The 16,420-nt window shown below is 72.4% G+C and carries 16 protein-coding genes; 10 read left to right on the forward strand and 6 right to left on the reverse strand.

Annotated features, from left to right (window positions below):
- Positions 1–193 precede the first annotated feature (193 nt).
- Positions 194–1,243 carry a helix-turn-helix domain-containing protein gene (locus tag JW613_RS20030; protein ID WP_209212205.1) on the forward strand — a complete coding sequence of 350 codons (1,050 nt, stop codon included), beginning with the start codon at positions 194–196 and terminating at the stop codon, positions 1,241–1,243.
- Positions 1,244–1,669: 426 nt separating this feature from the next.
- Entirely contained in the window at positions 1,670–2,125 is a 456-nt protein-coding gene (locus tag JW613_RS20035) for a GNAT family N-acetyltransferase (RefSeq protein ID WP_209212388.1), read from the forward strand.
- 105 nt (positions 2,126–2,230) lie between these two features.
- On the opposite strand, the gene JW613_RS20040 is transcribed toward JW613_RS20035, so the two are convergent.
- Complete coding sequence (locus tag JW613_RS20040; RefSeq protein ID WP_185016137.1) at positions 2,231–2,425, reverse strand: DUF1059 domain-containing protein; 195 nt, start codon at positions 2,423–2,425, stop codon at positions 2,231–2,233.
- A gap of 339 nt (positions 2,426–2,764) precedes the next feature.
- On the reverse strand, positions 2,765–3,487 hold the full coding sequence (locus JW613_RS20045) for a polyamine aminopropyltransferase (RefSeq protein ID WP_209212206.1): 723 nt from the start codon (positions 3,485–3,487) through the stop codon (positions 2,765–2,767).
- 142 nt (positions 3,488–3,629) lie between these two features.
- Here JW613_RS20045 and JW613_RS20050 point away from each other — a divergent pair, with 142 nt between their 5' ends.
- The gene (locus tag JW613_RS20050; RefSeq protein ID WP_307865961.1) at positions 3,630–4,436 is read left to right on the forward strand and encodes an SGNH/GDSL hydrolase family protein; all 807 of its coding nucleotides are present in this window, start codon (positions 3,630–3,632) and stop codon (positions 4,434–4,436) included.
- Positions 4,437–4,451: 15 nt separating this feature from the next.
- Here JW613_RS20050 and JW613_RS20055 read toward each other — a convergent pair whose 3' ends face one another.
- The gene (locus JW613_RS20055; RefSeq protein WP_209212208.1) at positions 4,452–5,174 is read right to left on the reverse strand and encodes an ArsR/SmtB family transcription factor; all 723 of its coding nucleotides are present in this window, start codon (positions 5,172–5,174) and stop codon (positions 4,452–4,454) included.
- Between the two features lie 65 nt (positions 5,175–5,239).
- Between JW613_RS20055 and JW613_RS20060 the strand changes: the two genes are divergently transcribed.
- Complete coding sequence (locus JW613_RS20060) at positions 5,240–5,998, forward strand: flavin reductase family protein (RefSeq protein ID WP_209212209.1); 759 nt, start codon at positions 5,240–5,242, stop codon at positions 5,996–5,998.
- Here the strand turns inward: JW613_RS20060 and JW613_RS20065 are convergent.
- The gene (locus tag JW613_RS20065; protein ID WP_209212210.1) at positions 5,995–6,435 is read right to left on the reverse strand and encodes a VOC family protein; all 441 of its coding nucleotides are present in this window, start codon (positions 6,433–6,435) and stop codon (positions 5,995–5,997) included. The genes JW613_RS20060 and JW613_RS20065 overlap by 4 nt on opposite strands.
- A 101-nt stretch (positions 6,436–6,536) precedes the next feature.
- On the opposite strand from JW613_RS20065, the gene JW613_RS20070 reads away from it, so the two are divergent.
- Both JW613_RS20070 and JW613_RS20075 read left to right on the forward strand, forming a co-directional pair.
- Positions 6,537–7,130 (forward strand): TetR/AcrR family transcriptional regulator, encoded by a 594-nt coding sequence (locus JW613_RS20070; RefSeq protein ID WP_209212211.1) that lies wholly within the window; start codon positions 6,537–6,539, stop codon positions 7,128–7,130.
- A gap of 295 nt (positions 7,131–7,425) precedes the next feature.
- A complete protein-coding gene (locus JW613_RS20075) occupies positions 7,426–8,343 on the forward strand; it encodes an NADP-dependent oxidoreductase (protein ID WP_209212389.1) in 918 nt (305 codons plus the stop codon).
- A gap of 68 nt (positions 8,344–8,411) precedes the next feature.
- On the opposite strand, the gene JW613_RS20080 is transcribed toward JW613_RS20075, so the two are convergent.
- Complete coding sequence (locus JW613_RS20080) at positions 8,412–10,133, reverse strand: HtaA domain-containing protein (protein ID WP_209212212.1); 1,722 nt, start codon at positions 10,131–10,133, stop codon at positions 8,412–8,414.
- A gap of 165 nt (positions 10,134–10,298) precedes the next feature.
- Complete coding sequence (locus JW613_RS20085) at positions 10,299–11,843, reverse strand: HtaA domain-containing protein (protein WP_209212213.1); 1,545 nt, start codon at positions 11,841–11,843, stop codon at positions 10,299–10,301.
- A 193-nt stretch (positions 11,844–12,036) separates the two neighbouring features.
- Between JW613_RS20085 and JW613_RS20090 the strand changes: the two genes are divergently transcribed.
- The 4 genes from JW613_RS20090 (at position 12,037) to JW613_RS20105 (ending at position 16,416) form a co-directional block, all read left to right on the forward strand.
- The gene (locus tag JW613_RS20090; protein WP_307865962.1) at positions 12,037–13,101 is read left to right on the forward strand and encodes a heme/hemin ABC transporter substrate-binding protein; all 1,065 of its coding nucleotides are present in this window, start codon (positions 12,037–12,039) and stop codon (positions 13,099–13,101) included.
- Positions 13,098–14,276 carry a FecCD family ABC transporter permease gene (locus JW613_RS20095; protein ID WP_209212215.1) on the forward strand — a complete coding sequence of 393 codons (1,179 nt, stop codon included), beginning with the start codon at positions 13,098–13,100 and terminating at the stop codon, positions 14,274–14,276. Before JW613_RS20090 ends, JW613_RS20095 begins: the two co-directional genes overlap by 4 nt.
- A gap of 121 nt (positions 14,277–14,397) precedes the next feature.
- Positions 14,398–15,252 (forward strand): heme ABC transporter ATP-binding protein, encoded by an 855-nt coding sequence (locus JW613_RS20100; RefSeq protein ID WP_209212216.1) that lies wholly within the window; start codon positions 14,398–14,400, stop codon positions 15,250–15,252.
- 78 nt (positions 15,253–15,330) lie between these two features.
- Positions 15,331–16,416, forward strand: a complete 1,086-nt coding sequence (locus tag JW613_RS20105; RefSeq protein WP_209212217.1) for a cation diffusion facilitator family transporter — start codon at positions 15,331–15,333, stop codon at positions 16,414–16,416.
- The last annotated feature ends 4 nt before the right edge of the window (positions 16,417–16,420 follow it).

Genomic DNA, 16,420 nt, shown 5'->3' on the forward strand with positions numbered 1-16,420 from the left:
GGCCACGGTTGCCGGCGCTCCGGCGTTCGGACTTCGCCCAATTGCACGGACGACACCTGACCGAACGACGGCCGCCGGCCCCGTCGAAGATCGCAAAGTGCGACGATCAACGGCCGTGGAGCCGCCCTGTCCTGCGGTGGAAGCGCAGCGCACACCAGTAGTCAGGCGTGTACCGGTCTGATAGGGGTACGGCATGGATTCCCAGGAGAAGACCGGGTTACCGCATGCTCAGGACATCTCCGAGTTCCTGGAGTGCCTGCGACAGCTCAAGGAGGCGTCGGGCCTCACGCTGCGGCAGCTGGAGGAGCGTGCTGCCGCGTCCGGCGACTACCTCCCACGCAGCACGCTCTCTTCCATGCTCAGCGGCAGGAGACTCCCTCGTCCCGAACTGCTGGCCGCGTTCGTCAAAGCCTGCGGCCACGAGCGACGGCTGGCGACCTGGCTCCGGTTGCGGGACAGCCTCGCCGAGCGCGAGGGTGCCGACCCCGGTGGCGCCCCCGCCGCCGGTTCGACCGGCGCCTCCGCTGCCCGGGCTGCCGCCGCCACCGGCGCCCCCGCCGGATCCGCCGGCACCGCGTCGGTCGCCGAGAACTCCCGCACGCCGCTGCCGCGTCGCTTGCTGCGGCCCCGTCTGCTGGTCCCGCTCGCGGTCGCCGTACTGCTCGCCGCCACGGCCGGAGTGCTCGGCACCCGCGGCGACTCAGGCGGCGGCGAGCGGCACCCCGACTCGGCCGCCGCGGCGGACGCCACGCGGAAGACGAAGGCCGGCGCCGGAGCGGCGGCCGCCGACGTGCCGCGCGGCGCCGTCCGGTTGCGTCCCCTCTCCGCACCGGAGCTGTGCCTGACAGACGGCCGGGTCCGCGACCAGCGCTATCACTCGCAGGTGGCGGTGCAACGCCCCTGCGACCGGACCGGGCCGCAGACGACCGAGCTGCGCCCGGAGCCCGGCAGCGGCAGCCACCGTATCCAGTGGCACCACCCCGAGTTCGGCACCGGCTGCCTCAAGGTCCTCACCACGGGACCCGGAAAGGACCTCCTGGAGCCCTGGGACGCGTGCGAGCGCACCGACCTCTTCCGTCTCGTGCCCGTACGGGGACACGAGGACGTGTACACCCTGCGGACGGAGGCCGGCGGCTGTGTCGGCATCGCGCGCCCCGTCACCGCCGAGGGGTCGGAGGCCGTCGCCCAGCGCTGCACCACCGCCCGTCACCAGATGTTCCGTATCGAGTCCGCGCGCGGGTGACCGCCCGCCGGTGACCGGCCGTCCCTCGCCCCCCGTGGCCGAGGGACGGCCGGTCACCGGCGGAAACGGTGGTCTGCAGCGCCGCCGCCGGGGAAGTCGCCCGCATGCCCCGCATCCTTGGGCGCGGTCGGCGCCAGGAAAAGAGGAATCCGCTGTCCCGGACGGCCGGCCCGCTGTCCGGGCAGGTCAGCGGCGCCCGGAGCCGGTGTCCCGGACAGTGGCGGAGCAGCGGCGTGGTTGCGGGTGGGGGTGGAGAGTACGTCGAGGGGTGCGCCTGGTGGCGCTCGTCGTGCTCGACATAGCCTCGGCTTCGAGGACTTCGACGTGAAGAGTCGGGAAGAGCGGAGAGCCGGTGAGACGCGGCGCCCCGCTTGGCCCCGCCGGTCCCGTCAGGTGAGCGAGGAGGGGCAGCCCGAGGTGAGTCAGCTGAAGATCGTGGTGGACGATCTTTCCGGCCCGAAGACGGCCGCGTTCCTTGAAGAACACGTCCAGCAGATGCGGTCCCTCACGCCTCCGGAGAGCAAGCACGCACTGGATCTCGACGGTCTGCGCAAGCCCGGAACAACGTTCTGGTCGGCCCTGGACGGCGAGGTTCTGGTCGGGTGCGGCGCGCTCAAGACGCTGGACCCGCTCCACGCGGAACTGAAATCGATGCGGACCAAACCGGTGCGGCGAAGGAGCGGGGTGGCGTCCCGGCTGCTCCAGCACATCCTCGCCGAGGCCCGGGCCATGGGGTTCGCCCGGCTGAGTCTGGAGACGGGGTCGGCGGACTTCTTCCTGCCGGCACGCAGGCTCTACGAGAAATTCGGATTCGCCTACTGCGAGCCGTTCGCCGACTACCAGCGAGACCCGCACAGTGTCTTCATGACCAGGACGCTGTGAGCGGGAGCCCCGGCACTCCGGAGGCGCGGGGCCGGGCCCGGCGGGGAGTGGCCCGACGGCCGTTCCGACCGGGCCGACCGGGACCGAACGATCGAGCGCCGGTGATCAGGCAGCCTGCGGCGACTTCTCGTCCTTCAGCATCTTGCGCACATCCTCGCGCAGCTCAGGAGTGTCCGCGTGACCGTGGACGGAGGCAGCGTGTTCGGCCGCGGCCCGGACCACCTCGTCCTCCTCACCGGCGATGGTGAGCGTGCAGTTCGACTCGCTCGGGTAATCCCTGCAGTCCGCTACCTTGCGCATCGAGGGCACCTTCTTCCCTTGGCTGACAGGTACCTCCTTTTTCAGGATCGCGCGGCGGGCTCCGCCAGGCAAACGCCGCATCGGGACCTGCCGGTCGCGGCCGCGACCGGCTCGTCGCCCCACGTCAGAGGGCCGGAGCGGATGCGGCGACGGCGGAGCGGACGGCGGTGTGGCCGGTGTGCGTGGCCGGCTCCACGGCCAAGACGCACGAGCCGAGGAGGGAGATGCCCGACCCCCGGCCGGTGACGACCGAGGTCGCAGGGGCGGTGTCACCGACCAGAGCGAGATGGCGCCGCCGACGAATGCCCGTGATGCTGCGGGCTGTCGCGCCACGCGCTGCTACACCGGAGTGCGGGCCACATAGACGGTGTTGGCCGAAGTGCCGCCCTGGATCGGGTTGTCGAAGGTGACCGTCTGCGCTTCGGCCTCCTGGAACACCTCGTGCAGAGCGGCGGTGAAACGCTCGTCCGGGGGATCGTCGGACCACAGGGCGAAGACACCGCCGGGGTGCAGGTTCCCGGCCAGGCGCCGCAGACCTGCGGGCTCGTAGAGGGCGGCGTTGCCCGGCCGCAGTACGTGCCGCGGCGAGTGGTCGATGTCCAGCAGGATCGCGTGGAAGCGCCGCCGTGGCGTCTGCGGGTCGAAGCCCCGCTCATCGGCGGCGAGGGCGAAGAAGTCGCCGTGCACCAGACGGCATCGCGAGTCGCCGAGCAGCAGGGCACCCGCCGGAATCAGCTGTCGCTCATGCCACTCGATCACTTCACCGAGCGCCTCGACGACCAGCAGCGAGCGCACCCGCTGGTCCCGCAACGCCGCTTCCGCCGTGCAGCCGAGGCCGAGACCGCCCACGACGACATCCAGCCCGGTCCCTTCCGGCGCCGCGGCCAGACCGAGCCGCGCCAGTGCGACCTCCCCCTCCGTGAAGAGGCTGGACATGAGGAAGTCGTCATCGAGTTTGACCTCGTACACGTCCGCCCCGGAGGAAGGGTCCCGGCGGCGCCGCAGACTGATGGCTCCCATCTCGGTCGGCCGCCAGTCGAGCTCTTGGAATCGTGCGCTCACTCCGCAAACCTACCCCGCCCGCGGGGCCTCCCGGCACAACGAGGCGGCACGGCCCGGAACGCGGTCGGCAGCCCGGTCGGCAGTGCGGTCGGCCCGGACCCCGCTTTCGCACGTGTCGGTCCGTCCTGATGAAATGCGTATCGTGACAGGCGCGACAGGTAAGTGGTCATCGGAAACGGCACCCCCTATCGCCTCGTACACGGCGATCGGGGACAGTTTCACCGAGGGTGTCGGGGACCCGGGTCCCGGTGGAGTCTTCGTCGGCTGGGCCGACCGGCTCGCCCAGTTGCTGGCGGAGGCGGCCGGAGAGGACTTCCGCTACGCCAATCTGGCCGTACGTGGGCGTCTGCTGGACCAGATCATCGCCGAGCAGGTGCCGCGTGCCAAGGAACTCGCCCCCGATCTGGTGACGTTCTGCGCGGGAGGCAACGACATCCTGCGGCCCGGCTCCGACCCGGACGCCCTCGCCGATCGCTACGAGGCGGCGCTGACCGAACTCCGCACGACCGTCGGCACCGTGGTGGTGTGCACCGGCTTCGACACCCGCAACTTCCCCTTGCTGCGCCATCTCAGGGGCAGGATCGCCACCTACAACGGCCATCTGCGCGCGGTCGCCGACCGCCATGGCTGCCCGGTGCTCGACCTGTGGTCGCTACGGGCGGTCCAGGACCGCAGGGCGTGGGACGAGGACCGTCTCCATCTGTCCCCCGAGGGGCACCGGCGCGTCGCCATGCGGTGTGCCGAAGTGCTGGGCATGGAGCCGCCCACGAGCCCGGACGAACCCTGGCCGGGCACACCGGGCCCCACCGCCTCCCGCCGGGACGACCTGTACTGGGCCCGCCAGTACCTCCTGCCGTGGATCGGCCGCCGACTGCGTGGCGAGTCCTCCGGCGACCACATCCAGGCCAAACGCCCCGACCTCCTCCCGCTGCGGGTTCCCGAGCCGTGAGGTGGACCGGAGGGCTCACAGTTGCTGCTGGAGCACCTCGTCCGGGAGGCCGAGGTGGTCGTGGAGGGCTTGTCGGCCGACAGCGGTGACGGTCACGGCGCGGGTGGTGCCGATGCGGGTGATCCACCCGGCGGTGAACGCGTGCCGGCACAGCGCTGCGCCGACGGCGCCCGCCAGGTGGGGGCGGCGTTCGGTCCAGTCGAGACACGACCGCACCGCCGGCCGACGGGTCCCGGTCGTCGGGGCGATGTCCAGGTCCTGGAGCCAGGCCTCGCCCTGGGCGGTCAGCCTGAGTCCGCCGTCCCAGTCCAGCAGGCCCCGGGCGGTCAGCGCGTCGCTGATGGCGACGCCGACGGCTCCGGCGAGGTGGTCGTAGCAGGTGCGGGCGTGGGCCAGGGCGCGGCGGCGACCGGCCGCCGACAGCGAACGGGGCGGCGTGGGACGGGCGGGCGCCATCGCGGCGAGGTTCTCGATCAGTTCGGCGACATGGGGGTCGGCCAGCCGCACATAGCGGTGCCGCCCCTGGCGTTCCTCGACGAGCAGGCTTCCGCTCACGAGTGCGTTCAGATGCTCGGTCGCGGTGGAGGCCGCCACGCCCATGTGGCGTGCCAGCTCGGTCGCCGTCCACGCCCGGCCGTCGAGCAGGGCCAGACAGAAACCCGCACGGGTGCCGTCGGCCAGGAGCCTGGCGACGCAGGCCAGGTCGGGGCCGGAAGCACGGGTGTGTCGAGTGCTCATGGGCAAGATTATCGCCCGCGGCGCTTCGGCGCCCGCCGAAGCGTCCGGTTCCTAGGCTCCGGGCCATGAACAGCGCACCGACCGACACCGGCTCCGCGGCGGACGCCGCCTCTCCCGTGTCCGCCTCTTCCGTGTCCGCCTCCCACGCGGTGGTCGAGCCGAGCATTCTCTACTTCGGTACCCCGGTCGTCCTCCTCTCGACGGAGAACCAGGACGGCTCGTACAACCTCGCGCCCATGTCCTCCGCGTGGGCGCTCGGGCGCACGGTCGTACTCGGTCTGGGCCGGGAGGGGCAGACCGCGCGGAACCTGGGCGACCGGCCGGACCTTGTGATCAACCTGCCGGCACCGGCGCTGTGGCCCGCGGTGGAACGGCTGGCGCCGCTGACCGGCAGGTACCCGGTACCGGCGACGAAGCCGGCCGGCTGCCGTTACGAGCCGGACAAGTTCGCCGCGGCAGGACTGCGCGCGGCGCCGTCCGAGACCGTACGGCCGCCCCGTGTCGCCGAGTGCCCCCTCCAGTTCGAGGCCCGCATCCGGCGGCTGCGGCCGGATGTCTCCGGGGAGTGCGTCATCGCGGAGGCCGTCGTGGAGAAGGTCCATGCCGATCCCCGGATCGTCGTGGCCGGTACCGATCACATCGATCCGGCCGCCTGGAGTCCGCTCATCTACAACTTCCGCCACTACTTCGGCCTCGGCCCGGAACTCGGCCACTCCTATCGCACCCGGACGCCCCGCGGCGGGGCCGGCCCGGCGCCTGATCCCGCACGCGTGGCTCCCGCGGACGTCGGCGAGCGGCCGGGGACCACTCGCCGCACGTCCTAGGGACGGGGAGCGTGGCCTGAGGCGTACTGACCGGCGTACTCACCGGTCGCCGGAACGACGGTGATGACGTCGATCATGACGCCGTCCGGCGCCGCGACGATGAAGTGCCGCTGCCCGAACGCCTCGGTGCGCAGGGTGAGCAGTTCGGGCAGGCCCGCTTGTCCGACCAGCCTGAGGTGTTCGGCGTCGACGTCGTCGACCTCGAAGTTGAGCAGCAGGCCGCCGTCGAGCGGAGTGCGGTGGCCCTCGGGGAGCGTCGGATGGGAGTGGTCGAGCAGGGCGAGTTCGTACTGCGGGGCGTCCGGGCGGTGGAGGCTCACGTACCAGTCCGCCTCGAAGGTCACCTCGAACCCGAAGTGGTGGATGTAGAAGTGGCGCGCCGCGGCGACATCGCGGGTGGCGATGACCGGGTAGAAGCTGCCGAGCTGGACCTGCATGACCTGTCTCCAGTTGTCCGTGGACTCGTTTCACATACCTCGGGTATGTGAAACGGGAGGTTAACATACCTGGGGTATGTGAAATGGGAAGGGGACCACGGATGGCTGTCACCAGGGCCGAGCAGCGAGCGGCGACTCGGCGGGCACTGCTGGCCGAGGGGCGGCGGCGATTCGCCGCCGACGGCTACCACGAGGTGGTTCTCGCCGAGGTGGCGAAGGCGGCAGGGGTCACCAAGGGGGCGGCCTATCACCATTTCGAGAGCAAGGCGGGGCTCTTCCGGGCCGTGGTCGCCGAGGTGCAACACGAACTCGGTGAGCGGGTCGCGGACGCAGCCGAGCAGCACGACGACCCATGGGAGCGGTTGCGGGCCGGCTGCCGGACCTTCCTCGCCGCCGGCTGCGACCCGGTGGTGCGCCGGATCGTGCTGGTGGACGCGCCGGCCGTGCTCGGCTGGGACGAATGGCGGGCCATGGACGAGGACAGCTCCGCCCGGCATCTGGCGGAGGCGCTGGAAGACCTTGTGCGGACCGGAACCATCGCCCAACAGCCGCTGGAACCGCTGGCACGCCTGCTGTCCGGGGCGATGAACGAGGCCGCACTGTGGTTGGCCCGGTCGGCGGGGCCGGAGGCGGCGGCGCAGACGGAGCGGGCGTTGGACCGGTTGCTGAACGGGCTGCGCCGCGACGCCGATTGAGGTCGTCCGCCCTCTCGGCGAGGGCACCTTCGGCCTTCGCCGAGAACGCGGACCGCGGCTTGCGCCACCCCGGCCGATTCCGGGCCACGGCGGGGCACCGGGTCGTCGGCCTGCGCCGACACGCCCGTGACCACGGAGTTTCGACGGGGGAACGGTGTTAGGTGTCACCGCAGTGGGTTACGTGGGGTGCGGGACGGGTGCGCACTCCTGTGACCCGCCCTGTTGAGTGAGACCGGCAGGAATCGACCGAGAGGGAGCGACGACCATGGCCAACGGGAACTCCGACGGCGAGACGATGCAGGCGATGACCTACGACCGGTTCGGCGGCCCGGAGGTGCTGTCCGCGACGCGGCAGCCGCTGCCCAAGGTGGGGCCGGGGGAAGTGCTGGTCCGGGTGCGGTGCGCGGCGGTCAATCCGGTCGACTGGAAGATCATGGCGGGCGGGCTGGAGCCGCTGATGGACACCGTCTTCCCCGTCGTGCCCGGCTGGGACGTGGCCGGCGTCGTCGAGCGGGTCGGCATCGACGTGCCCGAGTTCTCCGTCGGCGACGAGGTGATGGCCTACGCCCGCAAGGACTATGTGCACGGCGGAACGTTCGCCGAGTTCGTCACCGTGCCCGTACGGTGCCTGGCCCGCCGTCCTTCCTCGCTCGGGTGGGAGCAGGCGGCGGGTCTGCCGCTGGCAGGTCTCACCGCGTATCAGACGCTCACCCGCCTCGGCACCCGCGAGGGCGAGACGGTGCTGATCCACAACGCGGCCGGGGGAGTCGGCTCACTGGGGGTGCAGATCGCCCGCGCCCTCGGGGCCCGTGTCATCGGCACCGCCTCACCCGCCAACCACGACCGGCTGCGGGAACTGGGAGCCGAACCGGTCGCATACGGCGACGGCCTCACCGACCGGGTGCGCGAGCTGGCACCGAAGGGGGTCGACGTGGTCGCCGACTTCGTCGGCGGCGTCCTGGACGCCACATTGGGCGTCCTGGCCGACGGCGGACGGCATGCCTCCATCGCGGACAACACGGTCACCGAGTCCGGCGGCCAGTGGATGTGGGTGCGCCCCAGCGGCAGTGACCTGACCGCACTGGCCGAGCTGGCAGACGCGGGCAAGCTGACGGTCCGGGTGGCCGAGACGTTCCCGCTCACCCGGCTGGCCGACGCATTCGAACTGAGCCGGTCGGGCCATGTGCACGGGAAGATCGTGGTGACCCCCTGACGAGGCGTGCCGTGTCCGCCCCCCGGCGGACACGGCACGCTCGACACGGACGAACCGGCAGCGGGACCTCAGCTGCCGTTCCCCGCGCCGGGCGCCGTGGGCGCCGCGGGGAAGGTGCGGCCCACGGTACGGCGGCGTGCGGTCCAGACGGCGGCACCGCCGAGAACGGTCAGTGCGGCGGCCGAGCCCGCCAGCGTGCCCGAAGGCAGCCCGGTGCCGGTCGAGGCCAGGGAGGCCGCGCCGCCGCCCACGCTGCCGGCGCCGCCTGCCGCGGCCGGCTCGGAGCCACCGTCCGTGCCGCCGTCGGTACCGCCGCTTCCGGTCCCGCCGCCCCCGCCGGCCCCGGGCAGTTCGGCGTCCTCGTCCAGGGAGACGGCCACCGTGACCGGATCCAGCGCGTCACCGGCCTGGTAGAAGCCGCCGAACGCCTCGGCTCCGGCCGCCGTGAGCGTGGCGGGCGCCTTCTGCACGGAGACGATGTCCTCGCGCGGGGTCAGTGCGCCGCTGTCGAGCTTCAGCGAGGCGACGGTGACGGCCTTGTCCGTCGAGACCTTGCCGCTCGCGCGGTCCTTGGAGCGGACGTCGGCGACCAGGCTGCCCTTGGTGCCCTTCGCCTGCACCTTGAGGTGGGAGAAGGTCAGATCCAGGCTGTAGGCGCTGCCTTCCTTGTGGCCGAGGAAGCGCACTCCACCGTCGAACGAGGCGTTCAGGTCGCCGTCCGCGAATGTGCCGCTGCCCTTGGGGAAGCGGTAGCCGCCGTCGGTGCTCCTGGCGCCGTCGGACGTCTCCACCTTGCCGTTGGCGATGGGGCCCGTGACGTACTTGCGGAACGACGCCTTGACGCCCCAGTCGAGGTTCCCGTCGGCGATGGCGCCCGAGGCAGGCTGCTTCGTACCGCCGCTTGCTCCTCCGGAAGCCGAACCCGAACCCGAGCCGGTACCCGTACCGCCGTTGCCGTCACCTCCGGAGCCTCCACTCGCGGTGCTGCCGCCGGACCCGGACCCGGACCCGGACCCCGACCCGGAGCCGCCCGATCCGGAGGTCGACCCCCCGGCTCCGGATCCCGCCGAACCCGAGCCCGAACCGGACCCGGCGCTTCCGCCACCCCCGCCCGGGGTGACCTTCAACGTCACCGGATCGAGTTTCTCCCCCTTCTGGTAGTAGCCCTCGAACGCGCCGGACCCCGCCTCGGTGAGCGTCGCCGGGATGTCGGCGAAGGTCATCGTGCCGCCCTGGCCCGAACCGGGTGTGACCTCGGAGAGGTCGAGCGTGGCCAGTTGCACGTCGTCCTGGGTCCTGTCCGGCTTTCCGTCCCCGTCCTCGCCCGTCCCCGTGGCGACATCGGCGCTCAGAGTGCCGCTCTTGCCCTTCGTCTCCATGGAGAAGTCGGAGAGCTTGATGTCGAGTGCGCCGTGATGGCCGTACAGATGGACGCTGCCGTGGAAGGAGGTGGTGACGGCGTGGGTGGTCATGTCGTAGCTGCCCGTACCGTCGGTGAAGCGGAACGAGCCGTCCGCGTTGGTCCTGGCGCCGTCCGCGACAGTGATCTTGCCCTTGGCTATCGGTCCGTTCAGGTAGTCGCGGAACGACTTCTTGATGCCCCAGTCCAACGTGCCGTCCGTCAGCGGGATCGCGGGGGCGGCCTCCGGTGCGGCCGTCCGCGCGGTGCCGGAGGCCGCGAAGGCGGGCAGCGCGCAGGTGGTGACCGCGGCGACGGTCGCCGTCGCGGTCGCCAGGAGGAGGGCGCCGGTACGCGGCCGACGGTGCGGGGGAGGGGTGGTGACGGTCATGACTGCTGTCTCCAGGAGTGTGTCGAGGTGTTTCCGGGGTGGCCCGGGGAACGGTTCGAGTGGTGCGGGAGGTGTCTGAGGCGCGACACGGGGCGGGGCGCGGCGGGACCTGGACGCAAGGGGGCGGCCCGGGTGGGTCCGGCCCCTACGGGCGGCGTGCCGCTGTCAGCCTTGGCTCTGCTGCCGGGCACGCCGTTTGCGCACGACGACGAACACGCCCGCGGCGGCCAGGAGTACGGCCGCCGCGCCGCCGCCCGCGACCAGCGGTGTCGCGGAGGATGCGGCGGAGGCGGACGTGGTGCCGGTGGATTCGCCGTCCTCGGCCCGCTGCGGATCCGCACCGTGTGCGGAGGTGCTGCCGCTGCCCAGATCGGGCAGGGCGGGCAGGTCCGCCTCCTCGTCGAGGGCGACCGCCAGCGACACCGGGTCCATCCGGGTGCCCTTGGCGTACATGCCGTCGAACGCCTTGGCGCCCTGGGCGGTGAGTTCGGACCGCACCTCGGTGAGCCGCACCAGTCCGTCGTCGGGCTTCAGCGCCTTCTTCCCGGCGGGGAAGGTGACCAGGGGCTGGTCGCGAGCAGTGCGTCCGTCGCGGGTCACATCGGCGCTCAGGGTGCCCTTGCCGTCGGCGACCCGTACGGAGACGGAGGCCAGTCGCAGGTCGAGACGCTTGCCGGTGAAGCGGACCGCACCGTCGAATTCCGCGTCGAGGGTTGCCTCGTCCCGGTCGTAGTGGCCCTTCCCGGCGGGGAAGCGGAAGAGCGCCCCGCCGTCCTGTGCCCCGGCGGTCAGCTTCCAACGGCCCCTGGTGACCGAACCGGTGACGTACTCGCGGAACGTGCGGCGTACACCCCAGTCGATGGCCGCTTCGGCGAACCGGCCCCGCTGGGGCGCACCGGCCTTTTCATCCTTCTTTTCCCTCTTCCCTTTCTTCCCCTTCTCCGCGCCGGAGGTGTCGCCCTTGTCGTCGCGCGGCGCGAGGTCCACGGAGAGGCTGACGGGATCGAGCGGGGTGCCCGCCTTGTAGTAACCGGCGAAGGCGGTGGCGCCTTGAGTGGTCAGACGCGCGGGGACCTGGGTGAGAGCGATCGGTCCGGTGCCGCCGCGCATGTCGACCTTGCCGAGGTCGAGCGAGGCGAGCGGCACCCGGGCGGAGTCGGTGACCTTTCCGGTGCTCTTCGCCTTGCTGCGGATGTCGGCGTACAGGGTGCCGGTCCTGCCGGTGACACGCACGGCGGGTCGACTGATGGTCAGGTCGAGCTGGTTGCCGCCGCCGGGCTTGCGGTGTCCGGTGAAGTGCACTCCACCGGAGAAGGAGGCGTCGAAGGCGCCGGACCCCGGGTCGTAGTCGCCCCGCGCCGAATGGAAGCGGAACCGGCTCTCGCCCACGGTGGCGGCCCCGCCGGTCAGGGACCAGCGGCCCTGGGCGATCGGCCCGGTGACGTAACTCTGGAACGAGGATTTGATGCCCCAGTCCAACCGTCCTCCGGAGACGGTGCGTTCGGCGGCCGGTGCGTTCGGCGCGTTCAGTGCGTTGTTCGGCGCGGACCGGGCGCTTGGCGCGTTCGGCTTCGTGGCCGCCGCAGGGGCCGTGGAGGCGGTCGCGCTCGTCGGTACGGCGACTGGCAGCGCGCTCAGCAACAGGGCCACCGCGAGGGCTCGGGGCCGGGCGCGGCGCACTCGGGTGCCGGGCCGGGGTCTGGAATGCATCGGTACGTCTCCAGGAGACCGGAGGGGATGGGGCGGGCGGGCGACGCGACTGGGCGTCGGGGCCCGGTGGTCCAGAAAAGGCGGGCTAGCGTCTTAGGTAAGGCTAACCTAAGCTATATCGGGCTCGCCTGGAAGTCCCCACTTCCGACTTCCGTACGGCCCCGGCGGGCCCCGACCGGTGAAAGGCGCACAAGTGCCCCAACGAACCCGAGTGCCGGGCGTGTTCGTCGCCGCCCTCGCTCTGGCGCTCTCCCTCAGCGGCTGCGGCGACGGCCTCGGCCGGCAGTCCGACGGGACCGACTCCGCAGGCAAGCACGGCTCCGCCGGGGACACACACGCCGACCGTGTGGAACCGCTCTCCGGTCCGCCGCCCGCTCCGGAGCTGCCGGTACGCGTCGAGTCCGCCGACGGACGCACCGTCACCGTCCGCAGCGCCGCCAGGATCGTGCCGCTCACCGGCTCCCTCTCGGAGATCGTGTACACCCTCGGGCTCGGCGACCGGGTGGTGGCCCGGGACATCACGGCGACGTTCGCGCAGGCCAGAAAGCTTCCGGTGATCACCCGCGCACACGATGTGTCCGCCGAGGGCGTGCTCTCCCTCAAGCCGACCGTCGTGCTCGCCGAAACCACGACCGGGCCGGATGAGGCCGTCGACCAGATACGGGACGCGGGCATTCCCCTCGTCGTCGTCGAGCCGGCACGCGAACTCGCCGACGTGGACACCCGGATCGACGACGTCGCCCGCGCCCTGGGGGTCGGTGCGGCGGGTGAGCGGCTGCGGAAGCGGACGGACAAGCGGATCGACGCCGTCCGCAACGACATTGCCCAAGGCGGCGGCGCACGCGGCGCCGAGGAGCAGGGCGGCGACCGACCACGGGTGGCCTTCCTCTATCTGCGTGGCTCGGCCTCCGTCTACCTCCTGGGCGGTTCCCGCTCCGGTGCCTCCTCCCTCATCGAGGCGGCGGGTGGCGTAGACGCGGGCAAGGAGTCCGGCCTGAAGAAGGACTTCACCGCCATCACCAGCGAAGCTCTCGCCAAGGCCGCCCCCGATGTGATCCTGGTGATGACCAAGGGCCTGGACTCCGTGCACGGCGTCGACGGCCTGCTGAAGATCCCCGGCGTCGCGCAGACCCCCGCGGGCCGGCACCGGCGTATCGCCACCATCGACGACGGAGTGCTGCTCAACTACGGCCCGCGCACCGACCAGGTGCTGAGGGACCTCGCCGCCCAGATCCACGCGAAGGGCGGCCGGCCATGACCGCGCCGCCCCGGGCGCGGGCCGCAGGTGGGGCAGCGAAGTCGACCGGGCCGAGCGCCGACGGGACGGGCGCCGCGGGGTCGGGTGCCGCAGGGGCGGGCGTGCCGGCGTCGAGCGTCGCCGCGCCGGGTGCCCCGCCGCGCACCCGGCGCGCTGCGGCCACCACGGTGACCGCCGCACTCGTCGCTGCCCTCCTGCTCCTGGCGCTGCTCTCGGCGGGCATCGGCGCCTACACCATCCCCGTCAGCGACGTCCTCGGATCCCTTCTGCACCGGGCCGGGGCGGGCGGTGCCCCGCTCGACCGCGTTGCCGAAAGCGTGCTGTGGAACGTCCGGTTGCCCCGTGTCGTGCTCGCCGTACTCGTCGGGGCCTCCCTCGGCTGCGCCGGTGCGCTGATGCAGGGGGTGTTCGGCAACCCGCTCGCCGAGCCCGGCGTCATCGGGATCTCGTCCGGCGCCGCAGTCGGCGCCGTTGCCTCCATCGCCCTCGGTCTGACCTTCCTCGGCAACTGGACGGTGACCGCCTGCGCGTTCGTCGCGGGCCTGGCCACGGTGCTGCTGGTGTACCTGCTCTCCCGCTCCGGCGGCCGTACGGAGGTCGTCACCCTCCTCCTGACCGGAATCGCCGTCAACGCGTTCGCGGGGGCGCTCATCGGTCTGAGCATCTTCTTCGCCGACAACGCACAGCTCACCCAGATCACCTTCTGGCAGCTCGGTTCGCTCGCCCAGGCCACCTGGCCCAAAGTGCTGGCCGTACTGCCCTGCGCACTGGCCGGACTCCTGGTCGCACCGCTCTGCTCCCGCCGCCTCGACCTGCTGGCGCTGGGCGAACGGCCGGCACGGCACCTGGGGGTGGACGTCGAGCGGCTGCGGCTGACCCTCGTGCTGGTCGTGGCGCTGCTGACGGCGGCGGCCGTCGCGGTGGCCGGCATCATCACCTTCGTCGGGCTGCTGGTCCCGCATCTGCTGCGGATGGCCGCCGGTCCGGGGCACCGCTTTCTGGTGCCGGGCAGCGCGCTGGGCGGCGCCGTGGTCCTGGTCGGTGCCGACCTGGCGGCACGCACCGTGGCCCAGCCCGCCGAACTCCCGCTCGGCGTCCTCACGGCACTGCTGGGCAGCCCGTTCTTCTTCTGGCTGCTGCGCAGGACCCGCCGCAGACAGGGCGGCTGGGCGTGACCCGGCCGACCAACTGCCCCTCCTGTCCGCCTCTTTCACCGACCCCGCCGACGCCCCTTCGGACGACGCCCCCGCCGACGCCCCCGACGAGACCTGCTCCACGGCCGACCCGAGGAATTTCATGCCCCGACTGCCCCTCAGCTCACGGCGCCGACAGGACCTGACCCGGATCCGCCCGGCCCACGGAGAAGCCGCCGCCGAAGCATGCGCAGCCGCTGTACGGCTGGGCGGCAGGCGCGTGCTGGACGGCGTCGACCTCTGCCTGACGGCCGGTGAGGTGCTGGCCCTCGTCGGCCCCAACGGCGCGGGCAAGTCCACCCTGCTCTCCGCACTCGCCGGCGACCTGCCGCTGGAGTCGGGCACCGTTCGGTTGGGCGGGCGCGAACTGGGTGAGTTCTCCCCGCGCCAACTCGCCGTCCGCCGCGCCGTACTGCCCCAGGCCGCCACACTGGCCTTTCCGTTCACCGTCGCGGAGGTCGTCCAGATGGGCCGCGCACCCTGGGCCGGCACCCCGCAGGAGGACGAGGACGAGGCGGCCGTCACCGAAGCGATGGCCCAAACGGAGGTCACCGCGTTCGCCGACCGGCCGTTCTCCGCGCTCTCCGGTGGTGAGCGGGCCCGCGTCGCCCTGGCCCGGGTCCTCGCCCAACGCACCCCGCTGCTTCTGCTGGACGAGCCGACGGCGGCGCTGGACCTGCGCCATCAGGAACTGGTCCTGGCCCTGTGCCGAGCCCGCGCCGCAGCGGGTGATGCCGTCGCCGTCGTCCTGCACGATCTGAACCTGGCGGCTGCCTACGCCGACCGCGTCGCCCTGCTCGACGCCGGCCGGCTGACCGGTGTCGGCCCGCCCGCCCGTGTGCTCACCCCCGAAGCGCTCACATCGGTCTACCGCCACCCGGTCGAGGTGCACCCGCATCCCACCTCGGGCGCCCCTCTTGTCCTCCCCGCCCGCGAGCCGGGTGCGCACCAGGGGTAATTGCGAAGGCATCGCACCTGGTCAGAGCCGGTAAGACAGCTGTAGCCGCAATCGGCTTTCTGTGCCACCGTGGCGGTCATGGAGGGGATGGAGCACCACCACACTCCGGGGCACCACCACGGGCCGGACGCCTGCCGGAGGCCCCGAGCGGCCCGGTTGCGCCACCAGTTGGCCCATCTCGGCAGGCCGCACAGCCATGAGGCGGCGGACAAGGTGGACGCGGCCATGGAGACCTCTCGGGACGGGATGCGCACGCTGTGGATCTCGTTGGCAGCCCTCGGCGTCACCACCGTCGTGCAGGCGGTGATCGTCGTCTTGTCCGGGTCGGTGGCGCTGCTCGGGGACACGATCCACAACGCCGCCGACGCCCTGACCGCCGTACCGCTGGGAATCGCGTTCGTACTGGGGCGGCGGGCGGCCAACCGCCGCTACACCTACGGCTACGGCCGGGCGGAGGACCTGGCCGGCATCCTCATCGTCGCCACCATCGCCGCCTCGGCGGCCCTGGCGGCGTGGGCAGCGGTGGACCGGCTGCTGGACCCCCGGCAGATCACGCACCTGTGGGCTGTCTCCGCCGCGGCACTGGTCGGGTTCGTGGGCAACGAGTGGGTCGCCCGCTACCGCATCCGCACCGGCCGGCGCATCGGCTCTGCCGCCCTGGTCGCCGACGGACTGCACGCCCGCACCGACGGTTTCACCTCGCTGGCCGTACTGCTGGGCGCGGGTGGCGCCGCGGTCGGCTGGCGGTTCGCCGACCCGCTGGTCGGACTGCTGATCACGGCCGCGATCCTGTTCGTGCTGCGGGACGCCGCCCGGGAGGTCTACCGGCGGCTGATGGACTCGGTCGACCCCGCCTTGGTCGCCACCGCCGAGACGGCCCTGGGCGCGGTGCCCGGGGTGCGGGGCGTGGGACAGGTGCGGATGCGGTGGGTCGGCCACGCGCTGCGCGCCGAGGCCGACATCGTCGTCGACGCGCACCTGACGGTGGTGGCCGCCCACCGGCTGGCTGTCGAGGCCGAGCACGCCCTGATCCACGCGGTGCCCCGGCTGACCGCCGCGACCGTGCACACCGACCACACCCCCCTCGGCAGCGACCCGCACGCCTCCCTCGCCCACCACGCCGCCCGCCCCAGCACGGCCCACAAGGCGGCCGCCAGGACGTGAGAGG

It is taken from the genome of Streptomyces smyrnaeus, assembly GCF_017676345.1.
Classification (GTDB): Bacteria; Actinomycetota; Actinomycetes; order Streptomycetales; family Streptomycetaceae; genus Streptomyces; species Streptomyces smyrnaeus.